We start from the raw sequence: 19,823 nt of genomic DNA on the forward strand, positions 1-19,823 counted from the left end.
CCGAGGGGGAACCGATGAACGTCGTCCGACTGCCCCTGGCCGTGCGGACCGAGGCGGACCACGCGGTGTCCGCCGGGCCGCCGAGCAGAGCGCTGCGCGTCGCCCTGGTGAACATGCCCTGGGCGCGCATCCACGCGCCCTCCATCCAGTGCGGACTGCTGCAGTCCATCGCCCGCCGGGCCGGTCACGTGTGCGACAGCCACTACCTCAACATCGAGTTCGCCTCCGTCTTCGGCAGCGAGCCGTACGACGCGGTGGCCAACATCGCCTCGGAGCGGCTCCACCTGATGGGGGAGTGGCTCTTCTCCTACGCCGCGTTCGGCGAAGTGACCCCCGACGACGACTACTTCACCGCCTACCCCGAGGTGAAGTCCCTCTGGGAGGAACTCACCGGCGAGGGCCTCGACGATCTGGTGGAACTGCGCCGGGAGAAGCTGCCGGAGTGGATCACCGCATGCGCGGCCCGGGCGGAGTGGGGGGAGTACGACGTCATCGGGTTCACCTCCACCTTCCTGCAGAACACGGCGTCGCTCGCCCTGGGAAGGAAGATCAAGGAGTTCCACCCGGGTGTGCGGCTGGTCTACGGGGGCGCCAACTTCGACGGCGAGATGGGAGCGGAGTACGCGCGGAAGCTGCCCTGGCTCGACCACGTGGTGACGGGCGAGGGCGACGTCGCCTTCCCCGCGCTGCTGAAGAACATCGCCGACGGCACCGGCACCCCCGTCCCCGGCGTCCTGGACCACCGCGCCGCGGACGCGCCGCCGACCGGTGACGCACAGCGCCCGCAGTCCCTCGACGACCTCCCCACCCCCGACTACCGGGACTACTTCGCCTGGCTGGACCGCTTCGACCGCACCCGGCTGCTGGGCCGCACCCCCGTACGCCTCCCGGTCGAGTTCTCCCGGGGATGCTGGTGGGGCCAGAAGCACCACTGCACCTTCTGCGGCCTCAACGCGCTCGGCATGGCCTACCGCTCCAAGTCCGGCGAGCGGGCCTTCACCGAACTCGGCGCGCTGCTGCGCGACTACCCGGCGGTGCACATTGACACCGTCGACAACATCCTCGACATGGGGTACTTCTCGACCCTGTGCGCACGGCTGGCCGAGGAGCACTGGGACGTCAACCTGTTCTTCGAGGTGAAGGCCAATCTCACCCGCGACCAACTCGCCACCCTGAAGGACGCCGGGATCCTGCGCATCCAGCCCGGCATCGAAAGCCTCAGCACCCACGTCCTGAAACTCATGCGCAAGGGCGCGAGCAAGCTGATCAACATCCGGCTGCTGAAGTGGGCCGCCTACTACGGCATCGACGTGGCGTGGAACATCCTGGCGGGATTCCCCGGGGAGACCGAGGAGGACTACGCCGAGCAACTGCGCCTGCTCCCGCTGCTGCACCACCTCCAGCCGCCCGGCGGCTGCGGTCGGATCTGGCTGGAGCGCTTCAGCCCCTACTTCACCGACACGTCCTTCCCCATCGACAACGTACGGCCCCGGGCCAGCTACAGCCACGTCTACCCACCCTCGCTGGACCGGGAGAAGATCGCGTACTTCTTCGACTACGAGGCGTCCGGCACCGTGTCCCACGAGAAGGTCGCCGCGCTCAACGAAGCCGTCGCGCACTGGCGGACCCGCTTCGGCGAGGCCCGGCCGAGCCTCGTCTACCAGCGGCTGCCCGGAAAGCTGAGGCTCCTCGACCGCAGGACCGACCGGCCCTCACGGGCCGTCCTCACGGGCTGGACGGCACAGGCCTACGAGATCTGCGGTGACGCGCCCCGCACCGCGGCGGCGGTCTCCCGGCGACTGGCGGAGCTGGACCTGTCCGTCCCCGGGGACACGGTCGAGGCCTTCCTCGAACGCTGCTGCCGCGCGGGCGTGATGGTGTCGGACGACGGAAAGTACCTCGGGCTCGCACTGCCGGAGAACCCCGGCTGGTAGCCGCCCCCCTGCCAACGAGCGCCAACGAGCGCCAACGAGCGCCGAGGAGGACCAGAGAGTGCCGTGGAGCGCCGAGGAGGGAGAGCACATGACCGCCCTGCCGTCGATCCGGGACCGGGTGCGCCTGGGCAGGAGCATCGCCTCCCGCCTGGCCGCGTCGACGGACGCCGACGCCTCGTTCGTCGCGGGCAGTTCGCTGGTCGGCCTGGGCAGCGCCACCAGCGACATCGACGTCTACCTGGTCGGCTCGTCGGTGCACGAGGAACGCAGGCAGATGTTCGCCGACACCATCCGCGTCGACGTACAGCAACTCCGCCTCGGCACCCTCCGGTCGCTGGTCGACCGGGTCCTCGACCCGGGGCTGCGCTCGGACCACGCGGGGCCGCCGCTGTCGGACCGGGAGGTCGCGCTGGCCGTCCGGCTGCGCACCGGAGACGTCGTGACCGACTCTGGCGCCCTGGCCGCACTGCGCGAACGGCTGGACGAGCACCCCGAGCGGCTGGCCCGGCTGGTCATGAACCACGGGATGCTCGCCGCGTTCTTCGCGGCCGAGGACTGCCTCGGACTGCGCCGGTCGGACGACCCGAACGACCTGGACGCGGCCGCGCTCGCCGGACGGCGTGCCCTGCTGTGCGCCGGGAAGGCGTTGGCGGCGGCCTGCGGCGACCTCTACTTCGGCGAGAAGTGGGTGTGGCGGCAGCTCGCCCGCAGCGGTCCCGAGGACTTCCCCTTCGCCCATTTCCAACGGCTGCTGCGCGAGGACCCGTTGGCCGACGACCCCCGCAGCGGCCTGGCCGCGCTCACGGCGTTCGCCCAGACCTGCCTCATCGCCACCGCCACCCTCGGCTGGCAGGGCGTCGACCTCTCCCACTGGCCCGTCTGGCGGCGGGGAAGCGAACCGCTGCGCAGATCCCCGCACTACTTCCCGCGCGCCTACGACGACATGGTGACGCTGGTCGAACCCGCCGGCCGGCACTTCCGGCTGCCGCACGACGCGGCGCTGGTGTGGGGACTGAGCCACGGGCTCGGCCCGGAGGCCGTCGTCGAGCACGCGAGCGCCCTGTCGACAAGGGCGCCCGGGTACGCCGCGCTCACCGCGAAGAGGTGCCGGCGCCTCGTCACCGAGTTGCGGAAAGCGGGTCTGCTCACCGAGCAGAGCGGACAGCGGGAGGCACTGTGAGATTCCGGCACCGGCGCAGCGGCACGCTCGACCTCGCCCTCGCGCTGCAGCGCGAGCTGATCGGGCGCACCGGCTCCTGGGAACCCACCTTCCTGCCCAGACCGGTCGTCCCGGAGGCAGACCTGTACCGCGACGGTCTGCGGTCCTGGGCGCGGACCCTCGGCTCCGGGCTCCCCGCGTTCCTGGCCGCCGCCCAGCGGCCGGAGGACCTCGCCGCCCTCGTCGACGACGACCGCCTCCGGCCCGGAACGGAACTCGTCACCACCGCGCTGACCGCGGCCGCCCCCACCCTCGCGGAGGCCCTCCCCGCGTTCGAGGAGCTTCGCAAGCAGGGCGCCGCGGCCGTCGACGACTTCCTCGGGGACGGGCGTCACCTGGCACCCCTCGGCGCGGCCCTGGGCACCGCCGAGACCGGGCGGACCCTGGACCTCCACCTGGTGCCGCTCGCCCCGGCCCCGCCCGCCACGGGTTTCCTGACCGACGTGGGCACGGTCACCGGCCTGTACGCCGACTGCCGCCGCTTCCGCGGATCGACGCTCGCGGACGCCGTACTGACCATGCTGGGCTGGGCGCAGCTGAAGTCCGGTGCGCTTCCGGACGGCCATCTGTCCACCGAACTGGTGCGGCGACTGCCGGGCAGCGCGCCGTACCAGCGCCGGCTGCGGATCGTCCTGACGAAGATCGTCGTGGAGCTGACGGCGGGTCACCTGGTCCGTGCGCGGGATCCCGCCCACCGTCCCTGCGCCGATGTGCTCGGCACCAAGTGGCGCTACACGCGGCTGTACTCCGTGGCCGAACGGCACTGGCCCCGCCACCTGGACGGCGACATCGGCCGCGACGAGGCACTGACCCTGATCGCCGCGGACCTCCGCGCCCACAGCCCCCGCTGGTTCGTCGACTCCGTCGACCCGTCCTCGCTCGCCGCGGACTTCTACCTGCTGGAGTGGCTGACCGCGGCGGGCGACCGCAGGGCCGGAGTACGGCTGTCCTCATGGCTGCCCCACCTGTGTGCCGAGCTGGCGGGGCACCTGGACAACGTGATCGGCAACGAACTCGGCCACTACGAACGGGTCAGGACCCGGCACCACCCGCGGGACCTGGCCGACTTCATCACGGAGATCAACCAGGGCGACAGCCGCGTCACCTGGCAGCGGCTGCGCCGCGAGCGGGGACACGGCCCGGCACTGCGGCTCGCCACCGACGCCTTCGCCGGTCCGGGCGTCGAGTTCGGCGGCGAGGCGTGGGCCCCGGTGGCCGCCATGATGCGGCGCTACGTCCAGTACGAACTGCCCGACCGGGTCTTCGTCGACCAGTGCTTCACCCTGGAGCACAACAACGGCTCGCTCTTCGACAAATACCACGACACGACGACCATGCGCGCGGTGCTCGACGCCCAGGCGGCGACCGACCTCGACACGCTGCTGGCCCACGCCTCGGCGGAGGTCCGCGAGCTGTGGCGGGCCCACCGCCTGGACTCGCTGGAGGGCCACCCGGTGTGGCTCGGTTCGCCGCCCCCGCCCCCGCCCCCGCCTCCGCCGCTCTCGTCCGCCTCGTCCCCCTCGTCCCCGTCGGCCCTGGAGTACGGCGCCCCGGGCACGGTCGGATGCGGCGACCGCGGTGAACCGGACGAGTTCGCCCCACGGGGCGACCCGCTGCGCGACGCCCCGGTACGGGTCCGCCGGACACCCGCCCGCCGCCCCTTCTCCGCCTCCTTGCGGACCTACCGGACGCTGGCCGCGGTCCTGCACACCCGGTGCGGCGACATCCACCTCGCCCTGCGCCCCGACGAAACCCCCTACACCGCGGACAACTTCGTGGGCCTGGCGACCGGGGGCCGGGCCTGGACCGACCCCTTGACCGGAGACCCCGGCCGCGGCGGCTTCTACGACGGCACGGTCTTCCACCGCCGAGTGCCGGGGTTCGTCGTCCAGGGCGGCGACCGGCTGGGGACCGGGCACGGCAGCGCCGGATACCGGATACCCGACGAGATCCGCCCGGACCGGGGATTCGAGCAGCCCTTCCAGCTCGCCATGGCGAACCTCGGCCGGGACAGCACCGGCTCGCAGTTCTTCATCACGCTCGCTCCGGCGCCCCGGCTGAACGGGCAGTACACGATCTTCGGGCAGGTGGCGGACGACCGGTCCGAGGACGTGGTCCGCGCCATCGCCGCGGCACCGACGGCGGTCCGGCTCGACCGGGTGACGATCGCGGCCGACTAGCGCTCTGGACGACGCCGGGCATTGTGGCCGGGCGACGGGACGGCTATGGTCACTCTTATCTGAGAGAGTAACCTCATTTGAGAGGTGCTTCACGAGAAGGGAATGCCATCGTGTTCATTGCTGCGGCGACGGACGGCGTGTCCGTCGCTCCGAGCTGGGACCGCGCTGCCGCGGCCGGGACGCGCCGGCTGGGGGAGGTGCCGGCCGCCCACGTCGGCGACGCGCTGGAGCGGATGACCGTCATGGACGGCGGCATCCGGCTGCTCACCGAGCGCGCCACCCTCCTGGGCAACGCCCTCACGGTGGACGTGCGCTCGGGCGACAACCTCGCCGTCCACCGGGCGCTCGACGAGGCCCGGCCGGGCGACGTCCTGGTCGTCAACGGCCACGGAGACACCACCCGCGCGCTGGTCGGCGACCTCATCGGCGAGATCATGGTGAACGCCGGGGTCACCGGTGCCGTGGTCGACGGCGCGGTCCGCGACGTACAGGCCCTGTCCGAGATGGGCCTGACCGTGTACGCGCGGGCGATCACCCCCGCCGGCCCCTTCAAGGACGGTCCGGGTGCCGTCGGGGCCCCGGTGGCGGTCGGCGGCATGGTGGTGGAGGCCGGCGACGTGCTCGTCGGTGACGCCGACGGTGTGGTCGTCGTACCGCGGCGACGCGTGCGCGAGGCCGTGGAGGCGGTCGACGGGATCGGCGAGAAGGAGGACGCGCTCCGCGGGCGCATCCTCGCCGCGCGCCCCGACCGCGCGGTGGCGGCCCGATGACCGTCACCTCGCCCGCCTCCCGGATCGCGGAACTGCGCCGCCGTTCACGCCGCCCGGCCCTCGCGCCGGCCCCGCCGGGGGCCGTCTCGCTGGCCATGGGCGAGCCGGACTTCCCGACCCCGCCGACCGTGGTCCAGGCCGCGGTGTCCGCCCTGCGCGAGGGGCACACCCACTACGCCGACCAGCGGGGCCTGCGGGAGCTGCGTGCCGCGCTCGCGGCGAGGCTGCCGGAGCGTCCCGGCCGGGCGTGGGACGCGGACGACGTCCTGGTCACCCATGGCGCCACCGCGGCGCTGGCGGCGGTCGTGCTCGCGACCGTCGGCCCCGGCGACCGGGTGGTAGTCCCGGAACCCGCCTACTCGCTCTACGCCGACCTGGTCGTCCTCGCCGGCGGCACCGTGGACTTCGTCCCGCTCGCCCCGGACCTGCACTGGGACCTCGACGCGCTGGCCGCCGCGCTCCCCGGCGCCGCGATGATGATCTTCTCGAACCCGTCGAACCCGACCGGCATCGTGCACCGCAGGGAGGAACTCGAGGCCCTCGGCAAGCTCCTCGACGGCACCGACGTCCTGGTCGTCAGCGACGAGGCGTACCACCGGCTGACCCACCCGGGCCACGAACCGGTCTCGGCGCTGGAGATCGAGTCGCTGCGCGAGCGGACGGTGTACGTGCAGACGTTCTCCAAGACGTACGCGATGACCGGCTGGCGGGTGGGGTACCTGACCGGGCCGCGTGAGGTGCTGGACGCGGCGGCCCAGGTGCACCGGACCTGGAACGGCTCGCTGAACACGGCGGTCCAGTACGCGGCCCTGGCCGCCCTGGACCTGCCGGACGGCGTCGTCGAGGCCATGGCCGACCGGTACCGGCAGCGTCGCGACCTGGTCGTCGGGCGGTTGTCCGGCGTGCCGGGCCTGCACCTGGTGCCGCCGGAGGGCGCGTTCTACGGATTCCTGCGCTACGACGCGGACCTGCCCTCGGAGGTGGTCGCGCGCGAACTCGCCGCGAGCCAGGTACTCGTCCGGGCCGGTGCCGAGTACGGGCCCTCGGGCGAGGGCCACCTCCGGATCTCGTTCGCGGCCTCCGAGGACGACCTGTGGGTCGGGCTGGAGCGGATCGTCCGCTACTTCGCCGGGGCGCGCTCCTGAGGGCCGCGCACGGCACCCCGGCCGGGGCCGGCACCCCAAGGCGATACCCTTTGCCTGCACTTCTGTGAGGCGGAGGAGGCCCGTGACCGACCAGCAGGCCGCCCCGCGCGGGCGGCGCAAGCCGCGCAGCGACACCCGGCGCAACCACCGCCGCCTCCTCCAGGCCGTCGGTGAGCTGGCCCGGGAGGCGCCCGACCAGCTCACCATGCAGGCGGTCGCGTCCCGCGCGGAGATCGGTCCGGCCACCGCGTACCGCTACTACTCCTCGGTGGACGACGTGCTGGCGGCCTACGTGCTCAGCGTCGTCGAGGAGCTCCGCGACTTCAGCCTCGCCTCGGCCGCGCAGGGGCGGCCGCTGTTCGACGCCCTCGTGGACAAGTGGGTGGACCTGCTCGCCGAGCACGGCCCGGCGCTGGTGCAGCTGCGGTCCCGCCGCGGCTACCTGGAGCGGCTGCACGACGGCAACGAGATCATCGTCGCGCTGCGGGACGCCTGGAGCGAGCCCGTGCGCGGACTGCTCGACGACATCGGCCTGCCGGACGGGATGCTCGAACACGCCCTGTTCCTCAGCAACATGATCTTCGACCCCCGGGAGATCCAGGACCTGCTGCGGGAGACGGGCCTGTCCCGCCGTGAGGTCGTCGCCCGGCTGACCGAGGCGTACTGCGGCGCGCTGCGCGGGTGGGTGCGGGCGGGCTGACCGCCGCGCCCCTCGCCCACCCGCCCCAGCCGCACCCTCACCCCCTACCGCGGTATCACTCCCGCATTGGCTCCCGGGTATGACGCCCGGCGCGTAGCCGTCCGTCCACCGTGTTCCTCGTCGCCCGGCACCGCCGCATCCGCGTCGGGGTCTTGCGTCCGGCGGCCCATGAAGCGATAGATGGATCTCAATTCGTATAGTTGTCTCCCTATGGAGGTCAGTGGTGACTCAGCATCGGCAAGAGACCGTACGAGCGGGTGAACTCGACGTCGGGGTCCTCGACGGCGGCGACGGTGTGCCGCTCCTGCTCGTCCACGGCGGGGAGAGCGACCGCACGCAGTTCGCCACGCTCCGCGCGGGACTGGGCGCGGGGATCAGGGCGATCTCGTACGACCAGCGCGACTCGGGGATCACCGTGAACCCGCCGGTTCCCTACACGCCCGAGATCCTCGCCGACGACCTCGTCGACCTGCTGGACGCGCTGGGGCTCGCGCGGGCGCATCTGCTGGGCACCTCCTTCGGCGGCGCCGTCGCCCAGCACGCCGCACGCCGGCACCCCGAACGGGTCGCCTCCCTCGTCCTGGTCGCCACCACGCCGAGCTACGCGATGGGCAGCGCGGCGATCGACGAACTCCTGGAGATGTCCCACGAGGACCGGCAGAAGGCGGCCGCGGACTTCTTCTTCACGCCCGCGGGCCAGGCCGAGCAGCGTGCCCGGCCGGCCCGGACCCTCACCCGCCGCACCCCCGAGCAGAGCGTCCGCCGCCACGACGCCGCCCGCCGGCACGAGATACGAGACGGCCTCGGGGACATCACCGCCCCCACCCTGATCGTGCACGGCACGGAGGACCGGCTGGCGCCCTACGAAGGCGCCCTCCTGATGGAACAGCTCATCCCGAACGCCGAGGCGCGTGCGATCGAGGGCGGACGCCACGGGATCGCGGTGGAGTTCGCGGACACGGTCGCCCACTGGGTGAGCGAGTTCCTCGGGGCCCCCGGCCATGGCTGACGCCGCCCGCGACGTCGCGGACCGGATGGCCGAGGCCGCCCGGGCGTGGCTGGACTCCCTGGACGCCGGCCGGCGCGAGGTCGCGGTCGGACCGGCACCGGCACCCGGCGCCCCGGGCGAGGCCGAGGGCGAACGCACCCGCTGGTACTACACGCCCACGGACCACGGCGGCCTGACCTTCCACCAGCAGCGCCCGGCCCAGCACCGCCTGGCCATGCGACTGGTCGCGAGCGGGCTGTCCGACGCCGGATACGTCACCGTCGCCACCGTGCTCGGCCTGGAGAACGTGCTCGACCACGTCGAGGGCTTCTCGGTGAACTGGGGGAGGGAACGGACCCGCGACCCCGGTATGTACTACCTGCGCGTCTTCGGCGAGCCCGGCGGGCCTCGGCCGTGGGGCTGGCGGTTCGGCGGCCACCACGTCTCGCTCAACAACCTCGTCGTGGACGGGCGCGTCGCCGCCACCACCCCGTGCTTCCTGGGTGCCGACCCCGCCGCCTCGCCCCTCCTGGGCGGCGCGACACTGCGCCCGCTGGGGACGGCCGAGGACATGGCGCGTGAACTGGTCCGTTCCCTGCGCCCCGAGGCCGCCGCCCGCGCGGTCCTGCTGCCCCGCGCCCCGAACGACATCGTGGCGGGCAACAGCGCCCGCGTCGGCGACCGCGTGATCATGCGCAGCGAACTCTGGCGCCCCGGCGCCCACACCCCGGACCGCGCCGAGCAGCCGGCCACCGGACTCGACGGTGACGAACGGCGGGCGCTCGCCCTCACCCCGGCACCCAAGGGCGTGCCGGGTGCTCGACTCGACCCGGCGCAAAGAGAGTTGCTGCGCGCCCTGCTGGGGGCCTACCTCGACCGCGTCCCGCACGGGGTGTCCCCCCTGCCCCGTTACGACGACCCCGCCGCGCTGGACGCCGTACACCTCGCCTGGGCCGGCTCGACCACGCCGGGCGAGCCGCACTACTACCGCCTGCAGGGCCCCCGGCTGCTCATCGAGTGGACCAACGTCCACCGCGGCGTCAACCACGCGCACGCCGTGTGGCGGGACCCGGAAACCGACTTCGGCGGCGACGTCCTGGCCGCCCACCACGCAGCCCACCACGCAGCCCACCACGTGAACGGAATGTGACAGACATGTCCGGTCGACCACCGTCACCGCCCGACGCCCCTGCGCACACCACGCGCCCCACCCTCCGCGGCTCCTTCGGGATGTGCGCGTCCACGCACTGGCTGGCGACCGCGACCGCCCAGTCCGTACTGGAGCGGGGCGGCAACGCCTTCGACGCCGCCGTAGCCGGTGCCTTCGTGCTGCACGTGGCCGAACCCCACCTCAACGGCCCGGGCGGCGACCTCGTCGCCGTGCTCGCGACCGCCGCGGACCCGTCGCCGCTCGTGCTGGCGGGCCAGGGACACGCCCCGCGCGGAGCCACGATCGAGCACTTCCGGGCCGAGGGGCTCGACCACGTCCCGGGTGCGGGAGCGCTCGCCGCCGCCGTCCCGGGCGCCGTCGACTCCTGGCTCTGGCTGCTCGCCGAGTTCGGCACCTGGGAACTCGCCGACGTCCTCGCCCACGCCATCGACTGCGCGGAGCACGGCGTGCCGGTCGTACCGCAGTTGGGGCGCGTCCTGGCCACGGTCGAGGAGCTCTTCCGCACGCACTGGCCGACGTCGTACGCGCTGTGGATGCCCGAGGGGAGGGTCCCCGCGGCGGGCGCGACCCTCGTCAACCCCGTCTACGCCCGCACCCTGCGCAGGCTGAGCACGGCGGCCGAGGAGAGCGGCGGGACGAGGACCGGACGGTTCGACGCCGCGCGGCGCGCCTGGCGCACCGGGTTCGTGGCGCGAGCCGTCGCCGAGTTCGCGGCCGTGCCGCACCGGCACTCCTCGGGCGGCGACCACGCCGGAGTCATCACCGCAGCCGACTTCACCGACTTCCAGCCGTCCCTGGAGCCCGCGGTCACCGCACGGTTCCGTGGGACCACCGTGGCGAAGGCGGGCCTGTGGTCCCAGGGGCCCGTGCTGCTGCAGGCCCTCACCATGCTCGACCACTTGGACGACGCGCGGCTCGATCCGTCGACCGCCGAGGGCATCCACACCCTCACCGAGGCTCTGAAGCTGGCCATGGCCGACCGGGAGGCGTACTACGGACACCTCGACCCGGCGGCGGCGGAGGCCGTGCTGCGCCGGCTGCTGTCCCCCCGGTACGGCAAGGAGCGCGCGAGTCTGATCCGTCCGCTCGCCTCCACCGCCTTCCGGCCCGGCCACATCGGCGTCACGCCGTACACCCCGCCGCTCGTCACCCGCGGGCCCGACCGACAGGCCGACGGTGTGGGCGAACCGACCGTGCAGCAGACCGGGGAGACCCGGGGCGACACCTGCCACATCGACGTCGTCGACCGCTGGGGCAACATCGTCTCCGCCACACCGTCGGGAGGGTGGCTCCAGTCCTCGCCCGCCGTGCCGGAGCTGGGCTTCGCGCTGGGCACCCGGCTCCAGATGGCCTGGCTGGACCCGGCCGCCCCGTCGCGCCTGGCGCCGGGCCGACGGCCGCGTACGACCCTGACGCCGACCCTGCTGCTGCGCGACGGCCGTCCCGTGGCCGCCCTCGGCACACCCGGGGGCGACCAGCAGGACCAGTGGCAACTGATCTACCTGGTACGCACGCTGGCCCTGGGCATGGACCCGCAGGAGGCGATCGACGCGCCCGCGTTCCACACCACCGCCGTACCGAGTTCGTTCTGGCCGCGGACCTGGACGCCCGGGGGACTGGTGATCGAGGAGCGCGCGGGCGGGGCGGTCGTCGACGAACTGCGCGCACGCGGCCACGACGTGACCGTCTCGGGCCCCTGGAGCCAGGGCCGCCTGTCCGTCGTCACCCGCGATCCGGACAGCGGCGTCCTCGGGGCGGCCGCGAACCCGCGCGGCGCCCAGGGCTACGCGGCCGGACGATGAACGTGCGACGGCGGGTGACGCGGCCCGGTCTGATGCTCGCCCTCACCTTCGCGACCGGCGTCGTCGACGCCGTCGGCTACCTGCGCCTCGACCAGGTGTTCGCGGGCAACATGACGGGCAACGTGGTCATCCTCGGCATGGCGGCCACGGGCGGCGGTACGGGGCTGCCGGTGCTCGGTCCGGTCGTGGCGCTCGCGGCCTTCCTCGCCGGCGCGGCGACGGCCGGGCGGGTCCTGCGCACCGCCGGCCCGGGGTGGAACAACCGGTGCACGGCGCTGCTGGGCGGCGTCGGACTGGCCCTGACCGCGACGGCCCTCGGTCTGGCCCTCGTCGGCGCCGACACCTCCGGCGCCCGCGCGTGCATGGCGGCGTCACTCGCCCTGGCCATGGGGGCACAGGCGGCGACCGCCCGTCACCTGGCGGTCAAGGACGTCACCACGGTCGTCGTGACCTCCACGCTGACCGGCCTCGCGGCCGACTCCCGACTTGGCGCGGCCCGCGGCCGGGGCGCCCGGCGCCGTACCGCCGCCGTCACGCTCATCGTCGCCGGGGCGGCGGCCGGCGCCCTGCTGTGCCAGGTGCACGAGGGCCTGGCGGTGGCGGCGGCGGCCTGCGTCGCGCTGGCCGTGACGGCTCTCGGCGGCCGGGTGGCACCGGCCACGACCGGATCGCCCTCGACCGCTCCCTCCACCGCTCCCGCCACGGCTCCTTCGACCGCTTCCGCCACGGCTCCTTCGACCGCTCCATCGACGGCCCTGCTGCGGCCATGACGGAAAGGACGCTCATGACCACAACCCTGGCCCCCTCGGTCCCCATCGGGAAGGCCGCTGTCGGGGCCCTCGGAATACTGGCACTGTCCACCGGTGCCCTGGAGTCGGTGGTGTCACCGACGATCCCGCTCCTGGAACGCGAGCTGGACATGAGCCAGGCCGAGGGAGCACTGCTCAGCATCGTCCTCCTCATCACCGGCGCGCTCATCACGCCGCTGGCGGGCAAGTTCGGCGACCGCTACGGCGGGAAGAAGATCCTGATCCGCCTGATGGCGGTGGTCTCCCTCGGCGGCACGGTGTCCGCCCTGGCGCCGAACCTGCCCGTGCTGCTGGTCGGACAGGTGTTGCAGGGCGCGATGATCGGCGCGCTGCCCCTGTCGTTCATCGTGGTCCGCAAGCACCTCCCCGCCGGCGAGTCCAAGGTGGCCATCGGCGTGGTCAGCGGGCTCTTCGTCGGTGGGTCGATGGTCGGCATGCTGTCGGCCGGTCCGGTGGCGGAACAGCTCTCCCGGCACTGGATGTTCGCGCTGCCGACGATCGCGGTCGTCGGGTCCACCCTGCTCGTGAACAGGCTGATGCCGGCCGACCCGCCGGGCCGGTCGGACGGCGCCGGGATCGACTGGCCCGGCCTGCTGCTCCTGAGCGGCATGCTGGTCACCCTCATGCTCGTCCTCGCGCTGGCGCCCGAAGCCGGCTCGGCGCCACTCGTACTCGTCGCCCTCGTCGTACTGCTGGCCGTCTTCGTCACCGGATGGGTGCGGGTCGAACGGCGAGCGGCCGCACCGATGATCGACCTGAACATGCTGGCACGGCCCGCGATATGGAAGGCGTGCGTGCTGACCTTCGTGATCTGCCTCGGCACCACGATGGCGGTCTATCTCGTCCCGCAGCTGCTCGACGAGCGCGGCGACGGCTACGGATTCCGGGCCAGCGCCACCGAGATCGGCTTCTACCTGCTGCCCGGCGCCATCGCCGCGACACTGGCCGGGCCGCTCGGCGGGATCGGGGACCGGCGCTTCGGCTCGCGCGCCGTGGTCAACACCGGCGTCGTCATGATGGCCGTCGGCCTGCTCGCCGTGGCGGCCGTCCACACCGAGATCTGGCACCTCGTCGTCGGCAAGGTGCTGATCGCGCTGGCCAACGGCCTGTGCGTCACAGCGATGATGACCAGCACCGCCACCGCCGTCGACCCGAAGGACACCGGCATCGCCACCAGCCTGATCCTGGTGAGCCGCGTGCTCGGCTCCGCGGTCGGCGGCCAGCTCGGCGGCGCTCTCCTCACCGCCGGAACCCCCTCAGGGTCGGAGGTCGCGGCCGAATCGGCCTACGTCACCGGCTTCGTCATCGCCGGCATCGTCGTGCTGTCGGCCCTGTTCGTCACCCGCACCATGAGCAAAGGAGTCAAAGCATGACCCGCACCGCACCGAGGCGCAGCGTCCTGATCTCCGGGGCCAGCATCGCCGGTCCCGCCCTGGCCTTCTGGCTCAACCGCCACGGATACGAGGTCACCGTGGTGGAGAAGGCCGGGACCCTCCGCAGCGGCGGCTACCCCATCGACGTACGCGGCACCGCGCTGGACGTGGTGGAGAGGATGGGAATCCTGCCGCAACTGCGCGACGCGCACATCGACCTGCGCCGGATCACCTTCCTCGACGGCGACGGCGACGAGGTGACCTCGCTCCACCCGCACGCCGTCACCGGCGGGGTCACCGGACGGGACCTGGAGATACGCCGAGGCGACCTGACCGACGCGCTGTACACGGCGGTCCGGGACGACGTGGAGTTCCTCTTCAACGACTCCATCGACACCCTCGACCAGTCCGGGCACGGAGTCGACGTCACCTTCCACGGCGGCGGCAGTCGTCGGTTCGACATGGTCTTCGGGGCGGACGGCATGCACTCGCGCACCCGCGAGATGCTGTTCGGCCCCGAGGAGCAGTTCCACCGCCATCTCGGCTACTGCTTCGCCGTGTTCACCATGCCCAACACCCTCGGCCTCTCCCACGAGACGGTCATGTGGAACACCCCGGGCAGGGCCGCGGCCGTCTACGCCGTGGGCGACGACGAGGAGGTCCACGCCTTCCTCAACTTCGCCCAGCCGGACCCTCCCTACGAGGCCTTCGGCAACCCGAAGGCCCAACGGGCCCTGCTCGCCGACGTCTTCGCCGACGCGGGCTGGGAGGTCCCCGGCATCCTGGGCGCCCTCCACGACGCGGACGACGTGTTCTTCGACGCGGTCGGCCAGATCCGGATGCCGCGCTGGACCGAGGGCAGGGTCGCGCTGCTGGGCGACGCCGCGTACGCGCCCTCGTTCCTCACCGGCCAGGGCACCAGCCTCGCCCTCGCCGGCGCCTACATGCTCGCCGGGTCCCTCGCCGACCGGGACCACGCCGAGGGCTTCGCCGCCTACGAGCAGGCCACCCGTGACTTCGTGACCCTGAACCAGGACCTGGTCGGCGAGGGCGGCGCCACCCTCTTCCCGACCACCGCCCAGGCCCTGGAGCAGCGCAACGCCCGCCTGCGCGACCTCAGCGCCATGCCCGCCCCGCAGCCCCGGCCGGCCCATTCGGCCCTGGTCCTGCCGTCCTTCGGCGGCCGCTGACTCCGCTCGGTTTCACCAGCGCCGTTGCCCGAGCGGAAGGGCTCCGGTCACCCCACCAGGGTGGCCGGAGCCGCACCGACGAACCCGGCCCACGCCGCCCGCGACACGCGGACGACGGGACCGGCCACGGCTTTGGAGTCCCGGACGAGCACGGCCTGCGTGCCCGCGGCTATCTCGACGCAGTCGCCGCCCTCGGCTCCGCTGTAGCTGCTCTTGAACCAGATGAGGTCGGACACGACGGCCGAGGACTCAGCGGTGTTCATAGCTCTCCCAGCAACCTCTCGATAAACCCCAGTGACTCTCGCGGAGTGAGAGCCTGTGATCGGATGATCCCATAACGGGCAGCGGCGAGCGCCGCCTGTTGTGGGTCCGTCTGCAGGCTGCTGGTCCCCTGGGCCTCCGTGTAGGCGAACTTCTTGCCATCCTCCCGGGTGACGACCGTGAACGGCCCGTCCACGCCCGCGCTTTCCTCACACCCGAGCGGCATGATCTGAATCTCGACGTTGCGTCGCTGACCCGTGAGCAGCAGATGCTCGAGTTGGCCTCGCTGCACGGCTTTTCCGCCGAGCGGACGTCGCACCACCGACTCGTCCATCACGAAACTGAGCAGAGGCGCGGGCTGCCGATCGAAGACGCTCTGCCGGGCGAGCCGTGCCGCCACCCGCTGCTCGATCGTGTCCTGGTGGAGAGGCGGTCGTCGCATGGAGAGCACCGCTCGCATGTAATCCTCGGTCTGCAGCAAGCCCTTGACCACCAGAGTGTCGTACGCGAGCAACTCGATGGCCTCCTTCTCCAGCGTCGCCATCCCCTGGAAGAACACCGGATATTGCGCCCGCTCCACCTGTTCCTTCCACACCGTCAGCAATCCGCCCGCGTCCAGGGCCTCGTCCGCCCGCTCGATGGTCCGGGGCGACGGGATCCGCCGTCCCTGCTCGTACGAGGCCACCGTGGCCGCCGAGTAGCCGATCCGTCGCCCGAACTCCTCGCGCTCCAGGCCCGCCCGGATCCGCAGCGTCTTCAACGTCTGGCCGAACGCGACGATCACCATCTGCCCGGAGGTGTCCGCACCCTCGCCCATCGCCACCGCCTCCCTGCCCCAACGCCGCTCCCGCGCGTTCGTCACGCCGCGCGGCTCGTACCCGTGTCACCACCGCGCGTACAGCGGGCCGCGTCGGTGCGTCACCACTGGTCACGCTACGCGACCGGCGTCACCGTTGGCGGCATGACGAGCCAACCCGTCCTTGCCGAGGGTCACTTGAAGCGCACGTTCGAGATGCGCTTCACCTCCACCCCGCGCGGCGCCCGCCTCGCGCGCCGACTTGCGGCGCACCGACTCGACGCCTGGGGCATCCCGTACGGCACCCGACCGCACGAGGAGACCGTGCTGGTGCTCGGCGAGCTGACCGCCAACGCCGTGCAGCACGGCCACGTCCCCGGCCGGGACTTCCATCTGCTCCTGCACGTGATCGCGCCCTCCGGCACCGTGCGGATCGAGGTCACCGACAGTCGTACCGAACGCACGCCGCCCGATCCGGAGGGCCTGCGTGCCCCCGGCGACGAGGACACCTGTGGCCGGGGGCTGGTGCTGATCGCCGGGCTCGCCGAGCGCTGGGGCTGGTACCCGCGGTCCGGCGGACCGGGCAAGACGGTCTGGGCGGAGTGCGAGGTTCCTGAGAGTCCGGCCGCGTCGGCGGCGGCTATGCCCGTTTCCTCCGCATAGAGGTCCGGGGCGGCACCCCGGGGCTCTCAGGAAGCTCCCAGGATCTCTCCGGGACCGGCCAGGCAGGGCTGTCAGCGTCGCGCTCAGATCTTGTGTGAGCCTCGACCTGACTTGGGAGCCCTTTCCGTGGCGACATTCCTCTCCCGGCTCGGCCGGTTCTCCTTGCTCGGGCTCTGCGGCCGCCGGATCGGTCCCGCCCGCCCGCGTGGCAGCAGGCGGAGGACGGACCGCGCCGCGCGGCCGGCCATGGGCGTGCGCTGGGCCCGGTTCGTCGTCCGTATGACGCTCGTCCCCGCCGTGCTCGCCCTCCTGGGCCGGCGCACCTGGCGGCTGCCCCGGTGGCTGGACCGGCTCGTGCCCGACCTCGACATCGAGGGCGAGCGGCTGGGGCGGTCGCCGCACGGAGGCGGGGCCGAGGCGGGCGGTGGCGAACCCGTCGCCGCCGCCTCGGGCCATCTCCACGGCAACTGATCTCCCGCTTCCCACCGTGCACAGGAGCCTGCCCATGTCCGCGTCGCCTCCCCACTCCTCCCCGCCCGCGTGGCGCCACGTCCTCGAAGGCGCCCTCGCCGTCGTGGCCGCCCTCGCCACCATGGCCGCCACCGCCTGGACGGCCCTGACACTCCTCGGCGCCGACGGCGTCGCGCCGGTCTCCCGGCTGGTGCCGACGCTGGTGAGCCTGGCCGTCGGCGGCGGCGTCACCCTGGAATCGGCCGCCGAGTCCGGTGCCTCCGCGGGTGGGGGAGGGGGACTCGCCGGGCTGTTCGGCGGGGGTGGGGGCGGTCTCAGCGTCTCGATGACCGGCCGGGCGGCGCTGACGCCCCTGACCCTGACCTTCCTGGGTACGGCCGTTCTGGCGATGGCGTTCTTCCGGCCGCTGCGCCGCCGTGCGCGGCCCGTCCCGGCGATGCTGTGGGCGCGGAGCGCCGGCGCACTGGTGACCTCGGCGGTGGCCCTTCCGGTGTGCGCCGTCCTGGCGACGGGCACCGCCCGGCTGCCGGAGAGCGTGAAGGACCGGATGGGCGAACGCGCCGGTTCGGGTGGTGGGCCCGGCGGGCTGGGGGGATTCGGCGGCGGCGGTGGCGGCGGCCTTGTCTCCGGGCCGGCCTCGGTGAGCTTTCGGACCGACGTCGTCGCCACCGCCTTCCTCGGTGTCCTGGGAGTGGCCGCCGTCCTCGCGGTCGGCTGCCTCGCCGCGCGCCGGACGACGCTGCCTCGTCCCCTGGCCCTGAGCGGGCTCCGGATGAAGTGGAACGCCGTCCTGTCCACCCTGGCCGGGACCGCGGCCGTGCTGTGCTGCGCCGTCCTGGCCGTCGCCGTTCTCGCCGGTGCCGTTGCGCTGACCGGCCGGGGCCGGACCGCGGAGGTCGCCGGGGCGTTGCTGCTCGCCGGTCCCAACCTGATCGCCGCGGTGCTCACCGCCGGAACCGGCGCCTCCTGGGAGGCCGCGGTGCGGCGGGTGCAGCCCGAGGGCGGTGGGATGCTCGGCATGCTCGGCGGCGGCGCCGGGAAGCAGGACGGTACGGCGGACGGGGACCGGTCGGTGGACCTCGGTCACTGGGCGGGCGCGGGTGTGCCGCTGTGGGTGATCGGACTGCTGCTCACGCTGCCTCTCCTCCTTGCCGCCGGATACGTCGCCGCCGCCCGCACCCCGGCCCGCACCCCGCGCCAGGACGCCGACTCCCTCCTGGACCGCCACGCGGACACCGCCCTGCGCATGGGCATCGCGGCCGGCGTCACGACGTTCGTGCTCCCGTTCCTCGCGCGCGGCTCGCTGCGGATCGGCATCGACCTCATGGGCCGGGAGATGGGGGGCCTCGGCGCCGGCCTCGACACCAGCCCCCGGCTGTCCGCCGTCACCGCCTTCGTCGTGGCAGCCCTCGCCTCGTACGCCGGAAGCCGCCTGCACGGGCGACGGGCGCGGCGTCGTGAACGCCCGACGGGAACGGCCCGTGTCCCCGCACTCCGACGCCGCGCCGTCACGTCCGAATCGGCCTCCTGAGGACCGTGTGATCTCCTGGTGAACCCCCGTTGAGACACTCCGAGAAGGCGAACACGACCATGGCGGTACCGGCTCCCCCCTCGCGCCCCCCGGGCCGTACGGACCACCTGCTCGTGGTGGACGACGAGCCCACCGTCCGGGAGCTGCTGCGCACCGCGCTGCGCTACGCCGGGTTCGACGTCGACGCCGCCGCCACCGGCCGGGAAGCCCTCGACCTGGCCGCACGGCGCACCCCGGACCTCGTCCTTCTCGACGTCATGCTCCCGGACATGGACGGGTTCGAGGTGATCCGCCGCCTGCGCGCCCAGCCCCGATCGCCGCAGCCAGGCCGGGGCGGCGACGTTCCGGTCCTCTTCGTCACCGCACGCGAGGACCGCCAGGACCGACTGAACGGACTGCGCCTCGGCGGGGACGACTACGTCACCAAGCCCTTCGACCTTGAGGAACTGATCGCCCGCATCCACGCCGTACTGCGCCGCACCCGGGGCGAGACGCCGGCCCGCCTCACCGTCGGCGACCTGTACCTCGAACCGGACAGCCACCACGTCACCCGGGCCGGCCGGAGCGTGCGGCTGTCCCCGACCGAGTTCCGCCTGCTGCACTTCCTGGTCGCCAACGCCGGACGGACCATGACCAAGAACCAGATCCTGGACAGCGTCTGGGAGTACGACTTCGGCGGCGACCCCAGCATCGTCGACACCTACATCAGCTATCTGCGCCGCAAGGTCGACACCGTCGAGGCCGGCCGACCCAGGCTCATCCACACCGTCCGCGGCGTCGGCTACGTCGTCCGCGAGCCCCGGTCGTGAAGCGACTCCGC

General features: G+C 73.1%; 17 protein-coding genes and 1 pseudogene. 16 read left to right on the forward strand and 2 right to left on the reverse strand.

The annotated features are described in order from the left end of the window. Window positions 1-14 precede the first annotated feature (14 nt). The 12 genes from C4J65_RS26765 to C4J65_RS26825 all read left to right on the forward strand — a co-directional run bounded on the left by C4J65_RS26765 (window position 15) and on the right by C4J65_RS26825 (window position 15,281). Entirely contained in the window at window positions 15-1,934 is a 1,920-nt protein-coding gene (locus C4J65_RS26765) for a RiPP maturation radical SAM C-methyltransferase (protein WP_115744678.1), read from the forward strand. Between the two features lie 88 nt (window positions 1,935-2,022). Next, entirely contained in the window at window positions 2,023-3,114 is a 1,092-nt protein-coding gene (locus C4J65_RS26770; RefSeq protein ID WP_115744679.1) for a hypothetical protein, read from the forward strand. Then, window positions 3,111-5,333, forward strand: coding sequence for a peptidylprolyl isomerase (locus C4J65_RS36835; protein WP_240330519.1), 2,223 nt, complete (start codon window positions 3,111-3,113; stop codon window positions 5,331-5,333). The genes C4J65_RS26770 and C4J65_RS36835 overlap by 4 nt, the downstream gene beginning before the upstream one ends. 110 nt (window positions 5,334-5,443) lie before the next feature. After that, window positions 5,444-6,103, forward strand: coding sequence for an RraA family protein (locus C4J65_RS26785; RefSeq protein WP_115744680.1), 660 nt, complete (start codon window positions 5,444-5,446; stop codon window positions 6,101-6,103). Further along, window positions 6,100-7,248, forward strand: coding sequence for an aminotransferase class I/II-fold pyridoxal phosphate-dependent enzyme (locus C4J65_RS26790; RefSeq protein WP_115744681.1), 1,149 nt, complete (start codon window positions 6,100-6,102; stop codon window positions 7,246-7,248). The genes C4J65_RS26785 and C4J65_RS26790 overlap by 4 nt, the downstream gene beginning before the upstream one ends. An 82-nt stretch (window positions 7,249-7,330) precedes the next feature. Then, on the forward strand, window positions 7,331-7,948 hold the full coding sequence (locus C4J65_RS26795) for a TetR family transcriptional regulator (protein ID WP_115744682.1): 618 nt from the start codon (window positions 7,331-7,333) through the stop codon (window positions 7,946-7,948). A 223-nt stretch (window positions 7,949-8,171) separates the two neighbouring features. Then, entirely contained in the window at window positions 8,172-8,957 is a 786-nt protein-coding gene (locus C4J65_RS26800) for an alpha/beta hydrolase (protein WP_115744683.1), read from the forward strand. Further along, window positions 8,950-10,086 (forward strand): DUF3500 domain-containing protein, encoded by a 1,137-nt coding sequence (locus tag C4J65_RS26805; protein ID WP_115744684.1) that lies wholly within the window; start codon window positions 8,950-8,952, stop codon window positions 10,084-10,086. The genes C4J65_RS26800 and C4J65_RS26805 overlap by 8 nt, the downstream gene beginning before the upstream one ends. 5 nt (window positions 10,087-10,091) lie before the next feature. Beyond that, window positions 10,092-11,909, forward strand: coding sequence for a gamma-glutamyltransferase (locus C4J65_RS26810; RefSeq protein ID WP_162833370.1), 1,818 nt, complete (start codon window positions 10,092-10,094; stop codon window positions 11,907-11,909). Further along, window positions 11,906-12,679, forward strand: a complete 774-nt coding sequence (locus C4J65_RS26815; protein WP_115744686.1) for a DUF1275 family protein — start codon at window positions 11,906-11,908, stop codon at window positions 12,677-12,679. Before C4J65_RS26810 ends, C4J65_RS26815 begins: the two co-directional genes overlap by 4 nt. A 14-nt stretch (window positions 12,680-12,693) precedes the next feature. Further along, window positions 12,694-14,091, forward strand: a complete 1,398-nt coding sequence (locus tag C4J65_RS26820; protein WP_115744687.1) for an MFS transporter — start codon at window positions 12,694-12,696, stop codon at window positions 14,089-14,091. Then, complete coding sequence (locus C4J65_RS26825) at window positions 14,088-15,281, forward strand: FAD-dependent monooxygenase (RefSeq protein ID WP_115744688.1); 1,194 nt, start codon at window positions 14,088-14,090, stop codon at window positions 15,279-15,281. The genes C4J65_RS26820 and C4J65_RS26825 overlap by 4 nt, the downstream gene beginning before the upstream one ends. Before the next feature lie 47 nt (window positions 15,282-15,328). On the opposite strand, the gene C4J65_RS26830 is transcribed toward C4J65_RS26825, so the two are convergent. Both C4J65_RS26830 and C4J65_RS26835 read right to left on the reverse strand, forming a co-directional pair. Then, window positions 15,329-15,544, reverse strand: a complete 216-nt coding sequence (locus C4J65_RS26830) for a DUF397 domain-containing protein (protein WP_115744689.1) — start codon at window positions 15,542-15,544, stop codon at window positions 15,329-15,331. Beyond that, window positions 15,541-16,359, reverse strand: coding sequence for a helix-turn-helix transcriptional regulator (locus C4J65_RS26835; protein WP_115746648.1), 819 nt, complete (start codon window positions 16,357-16,359; stop codon window positions 15,541-15,543). Before C4J65_RS26835 ends, C4J65_RS26830 begins: the two co-directional genes overlap by 4 nt. 144 nt (window positions 16,360-16,503) lie before the next feature. Here C4J65_RS26835 and C4J65_RS26840 point away from each other — a divergent pair, with 144 nt between their 5' ends. The 4 genes and pseudogenes from C4J65_RS26840 to C4J65_RS26855 all read left to right on the forward strand — a co-directional run bounded on the left by C4J65_RS26840 (window position 16,504) and on the right by C4J65_RS26855 (window position 19,812). Continuing rightward, window positions 16,504-17,001 carry an ATP-binding protein gene (locus C4J65_RS26840; RefSeq protein WP_240330520.1) on the forward strand — a complete coding sequence of 166 codons (498 nt, stop codon included), beginning with the start codon at window positions 16,504-16,506 and terminating at the stop codon, window positions 16,999-17,001. Between the two features lie 243 nt (window positions 17,002-17,244). Further along, a pseudogene (locus C4J65_RS26845) lies at window positions 17,245-17,472 on the forward strand (MMPL family transporter); the annotation flags it as partial. A 34-nt stretch (window positions 17,473-17,506) separates the two neighbouring features. Then, window positions 17,507-19,003 (forward strand): streptophobe family protein, encoded by a 1,497-nt coding sequence (locus C4J65_RS26850; protein ID WP_115744691.1) that lies wholly within the window; start codon window positions 17,507-17,509, stop codon window positions 19,001-19,003. Window positions 19,004-19,062: 59 nt separating this feature from the next. Further along, window positions 19,063-19,812, forward strand: a complete 750-nt coding sequence (locus tag C4J65_RS26855; protein ID WP_115746649.1) for a response regulator transcription factor — start codon at window positions 19,063-19,065, stop codon at window positions 19,810-19,812. The last annotated feature ends 11 nt before the right edge of the window (window positions 19,813-19,823 follow it).

This window comes from Streptomyces sp. CB09001, from assembly GCF_003369795.1.
GTDB lineage: Bacteria > Actinomycetota > Actinomycetes > Streptomycetales > Streptomycetaceae > Streptomyces.

Excerpts from the sequence above, each read along its gene's own strand:
- C4J65_RS26765 (WP_115744678.1), top strand. The coding sequence starts at position 15 with ATGAACGTCGTCCGACTGCCCCTGGCCGTGCGGACCGAGGCGGACCAC.
- C4J65_RS26770 (WP_115744679.1), top strand. The coding sequence starts at position 2,023 with ATGACCGCCCTGCCGTCGATCCGGGACCGGGTGCGCCTGGGCAGGAGC.
- C4J65_RS26790 (WP_115744681.1), top strand. The coding sequence starts at position 6,100 with ATGACCGTCACCTCGCCCGCCTCCCGGATCGCGGAACTGCGCCGCCGT.
- C4J65_RS26805 (WP_115744684.1), top strand. The coding sequence starts at position 8,950 with ATGGCTGACGCCGCCCGCGACGTCGCGGACCGGATGGCCGAGGCCGCC.
- C4J65_RS26810 (WP_162833370.1), top strand. The coding sequence starts at position 10,092 with ATGTCCGGTCGACCACCGTCACCGCCCGACGCCCCTGCGCACACCACG.
- C4J65_RS26815 (WP_115744686.1), top strand. The coding sequence starts at position 11,906 with ATGAACGTGCGACGGCGGGTGACGCGGCCCGGTCTGATGCTCGCCCTC.
- C4J65_RS26820 (WP_115744687.1), top strand. The coding sequence starts at position 12,694 with ATGACCACAACCCTGGCCCCCTCGGTCCCCATCGGGAAGGCCGCTGTC.
- C4J65_RS26825 (WP_115744688.1), top strand. The coding sequence starts at position 14,088 with ATGACCCGCACCGCACCGAGGCGCAGCGTCCTGATCTCCGGGGCCAGC.
- C4J65_RS26830 (WP_115744689.1), bottom strand. The coding sequence starts at position 15,544 with ATGAACACCGCTGAGTCCTCGGCCGTCGTGTCCGACCTCATCTGGTTC.
- C4J65_RS26835 (WP_115746648.1), bottom strand. The coding sequence starts at position 16,359 with ATGGGCGAGGGTGCGGACACCTCCGGGCAGATGGTGATCGTCGCGTTC.
- C4J65_RS26840 (WP_240330520.1), top strand. The coding sequence starts at position 16,504 with ATGACGAGCCAACCCGTCCTTGCCGAGGGTCACTTGAAGCGCACGTTC.
- C4J65_RS26850 (WP_115744691.1), top strand. The coding sequence starts at position 17,507 with ATGTCCGCGTCGCCTCCCCACTCCTCCCCGCCCGCGTGGCGCCACGTC.
- C4J65_RS26855 (WP_115746649.1), top strand. The coding sequence starts at position 19,063 with ATGGCGGTACCGGCTCCCCCCTCGCGCCCCCCGGGCCGTACGGACCAC.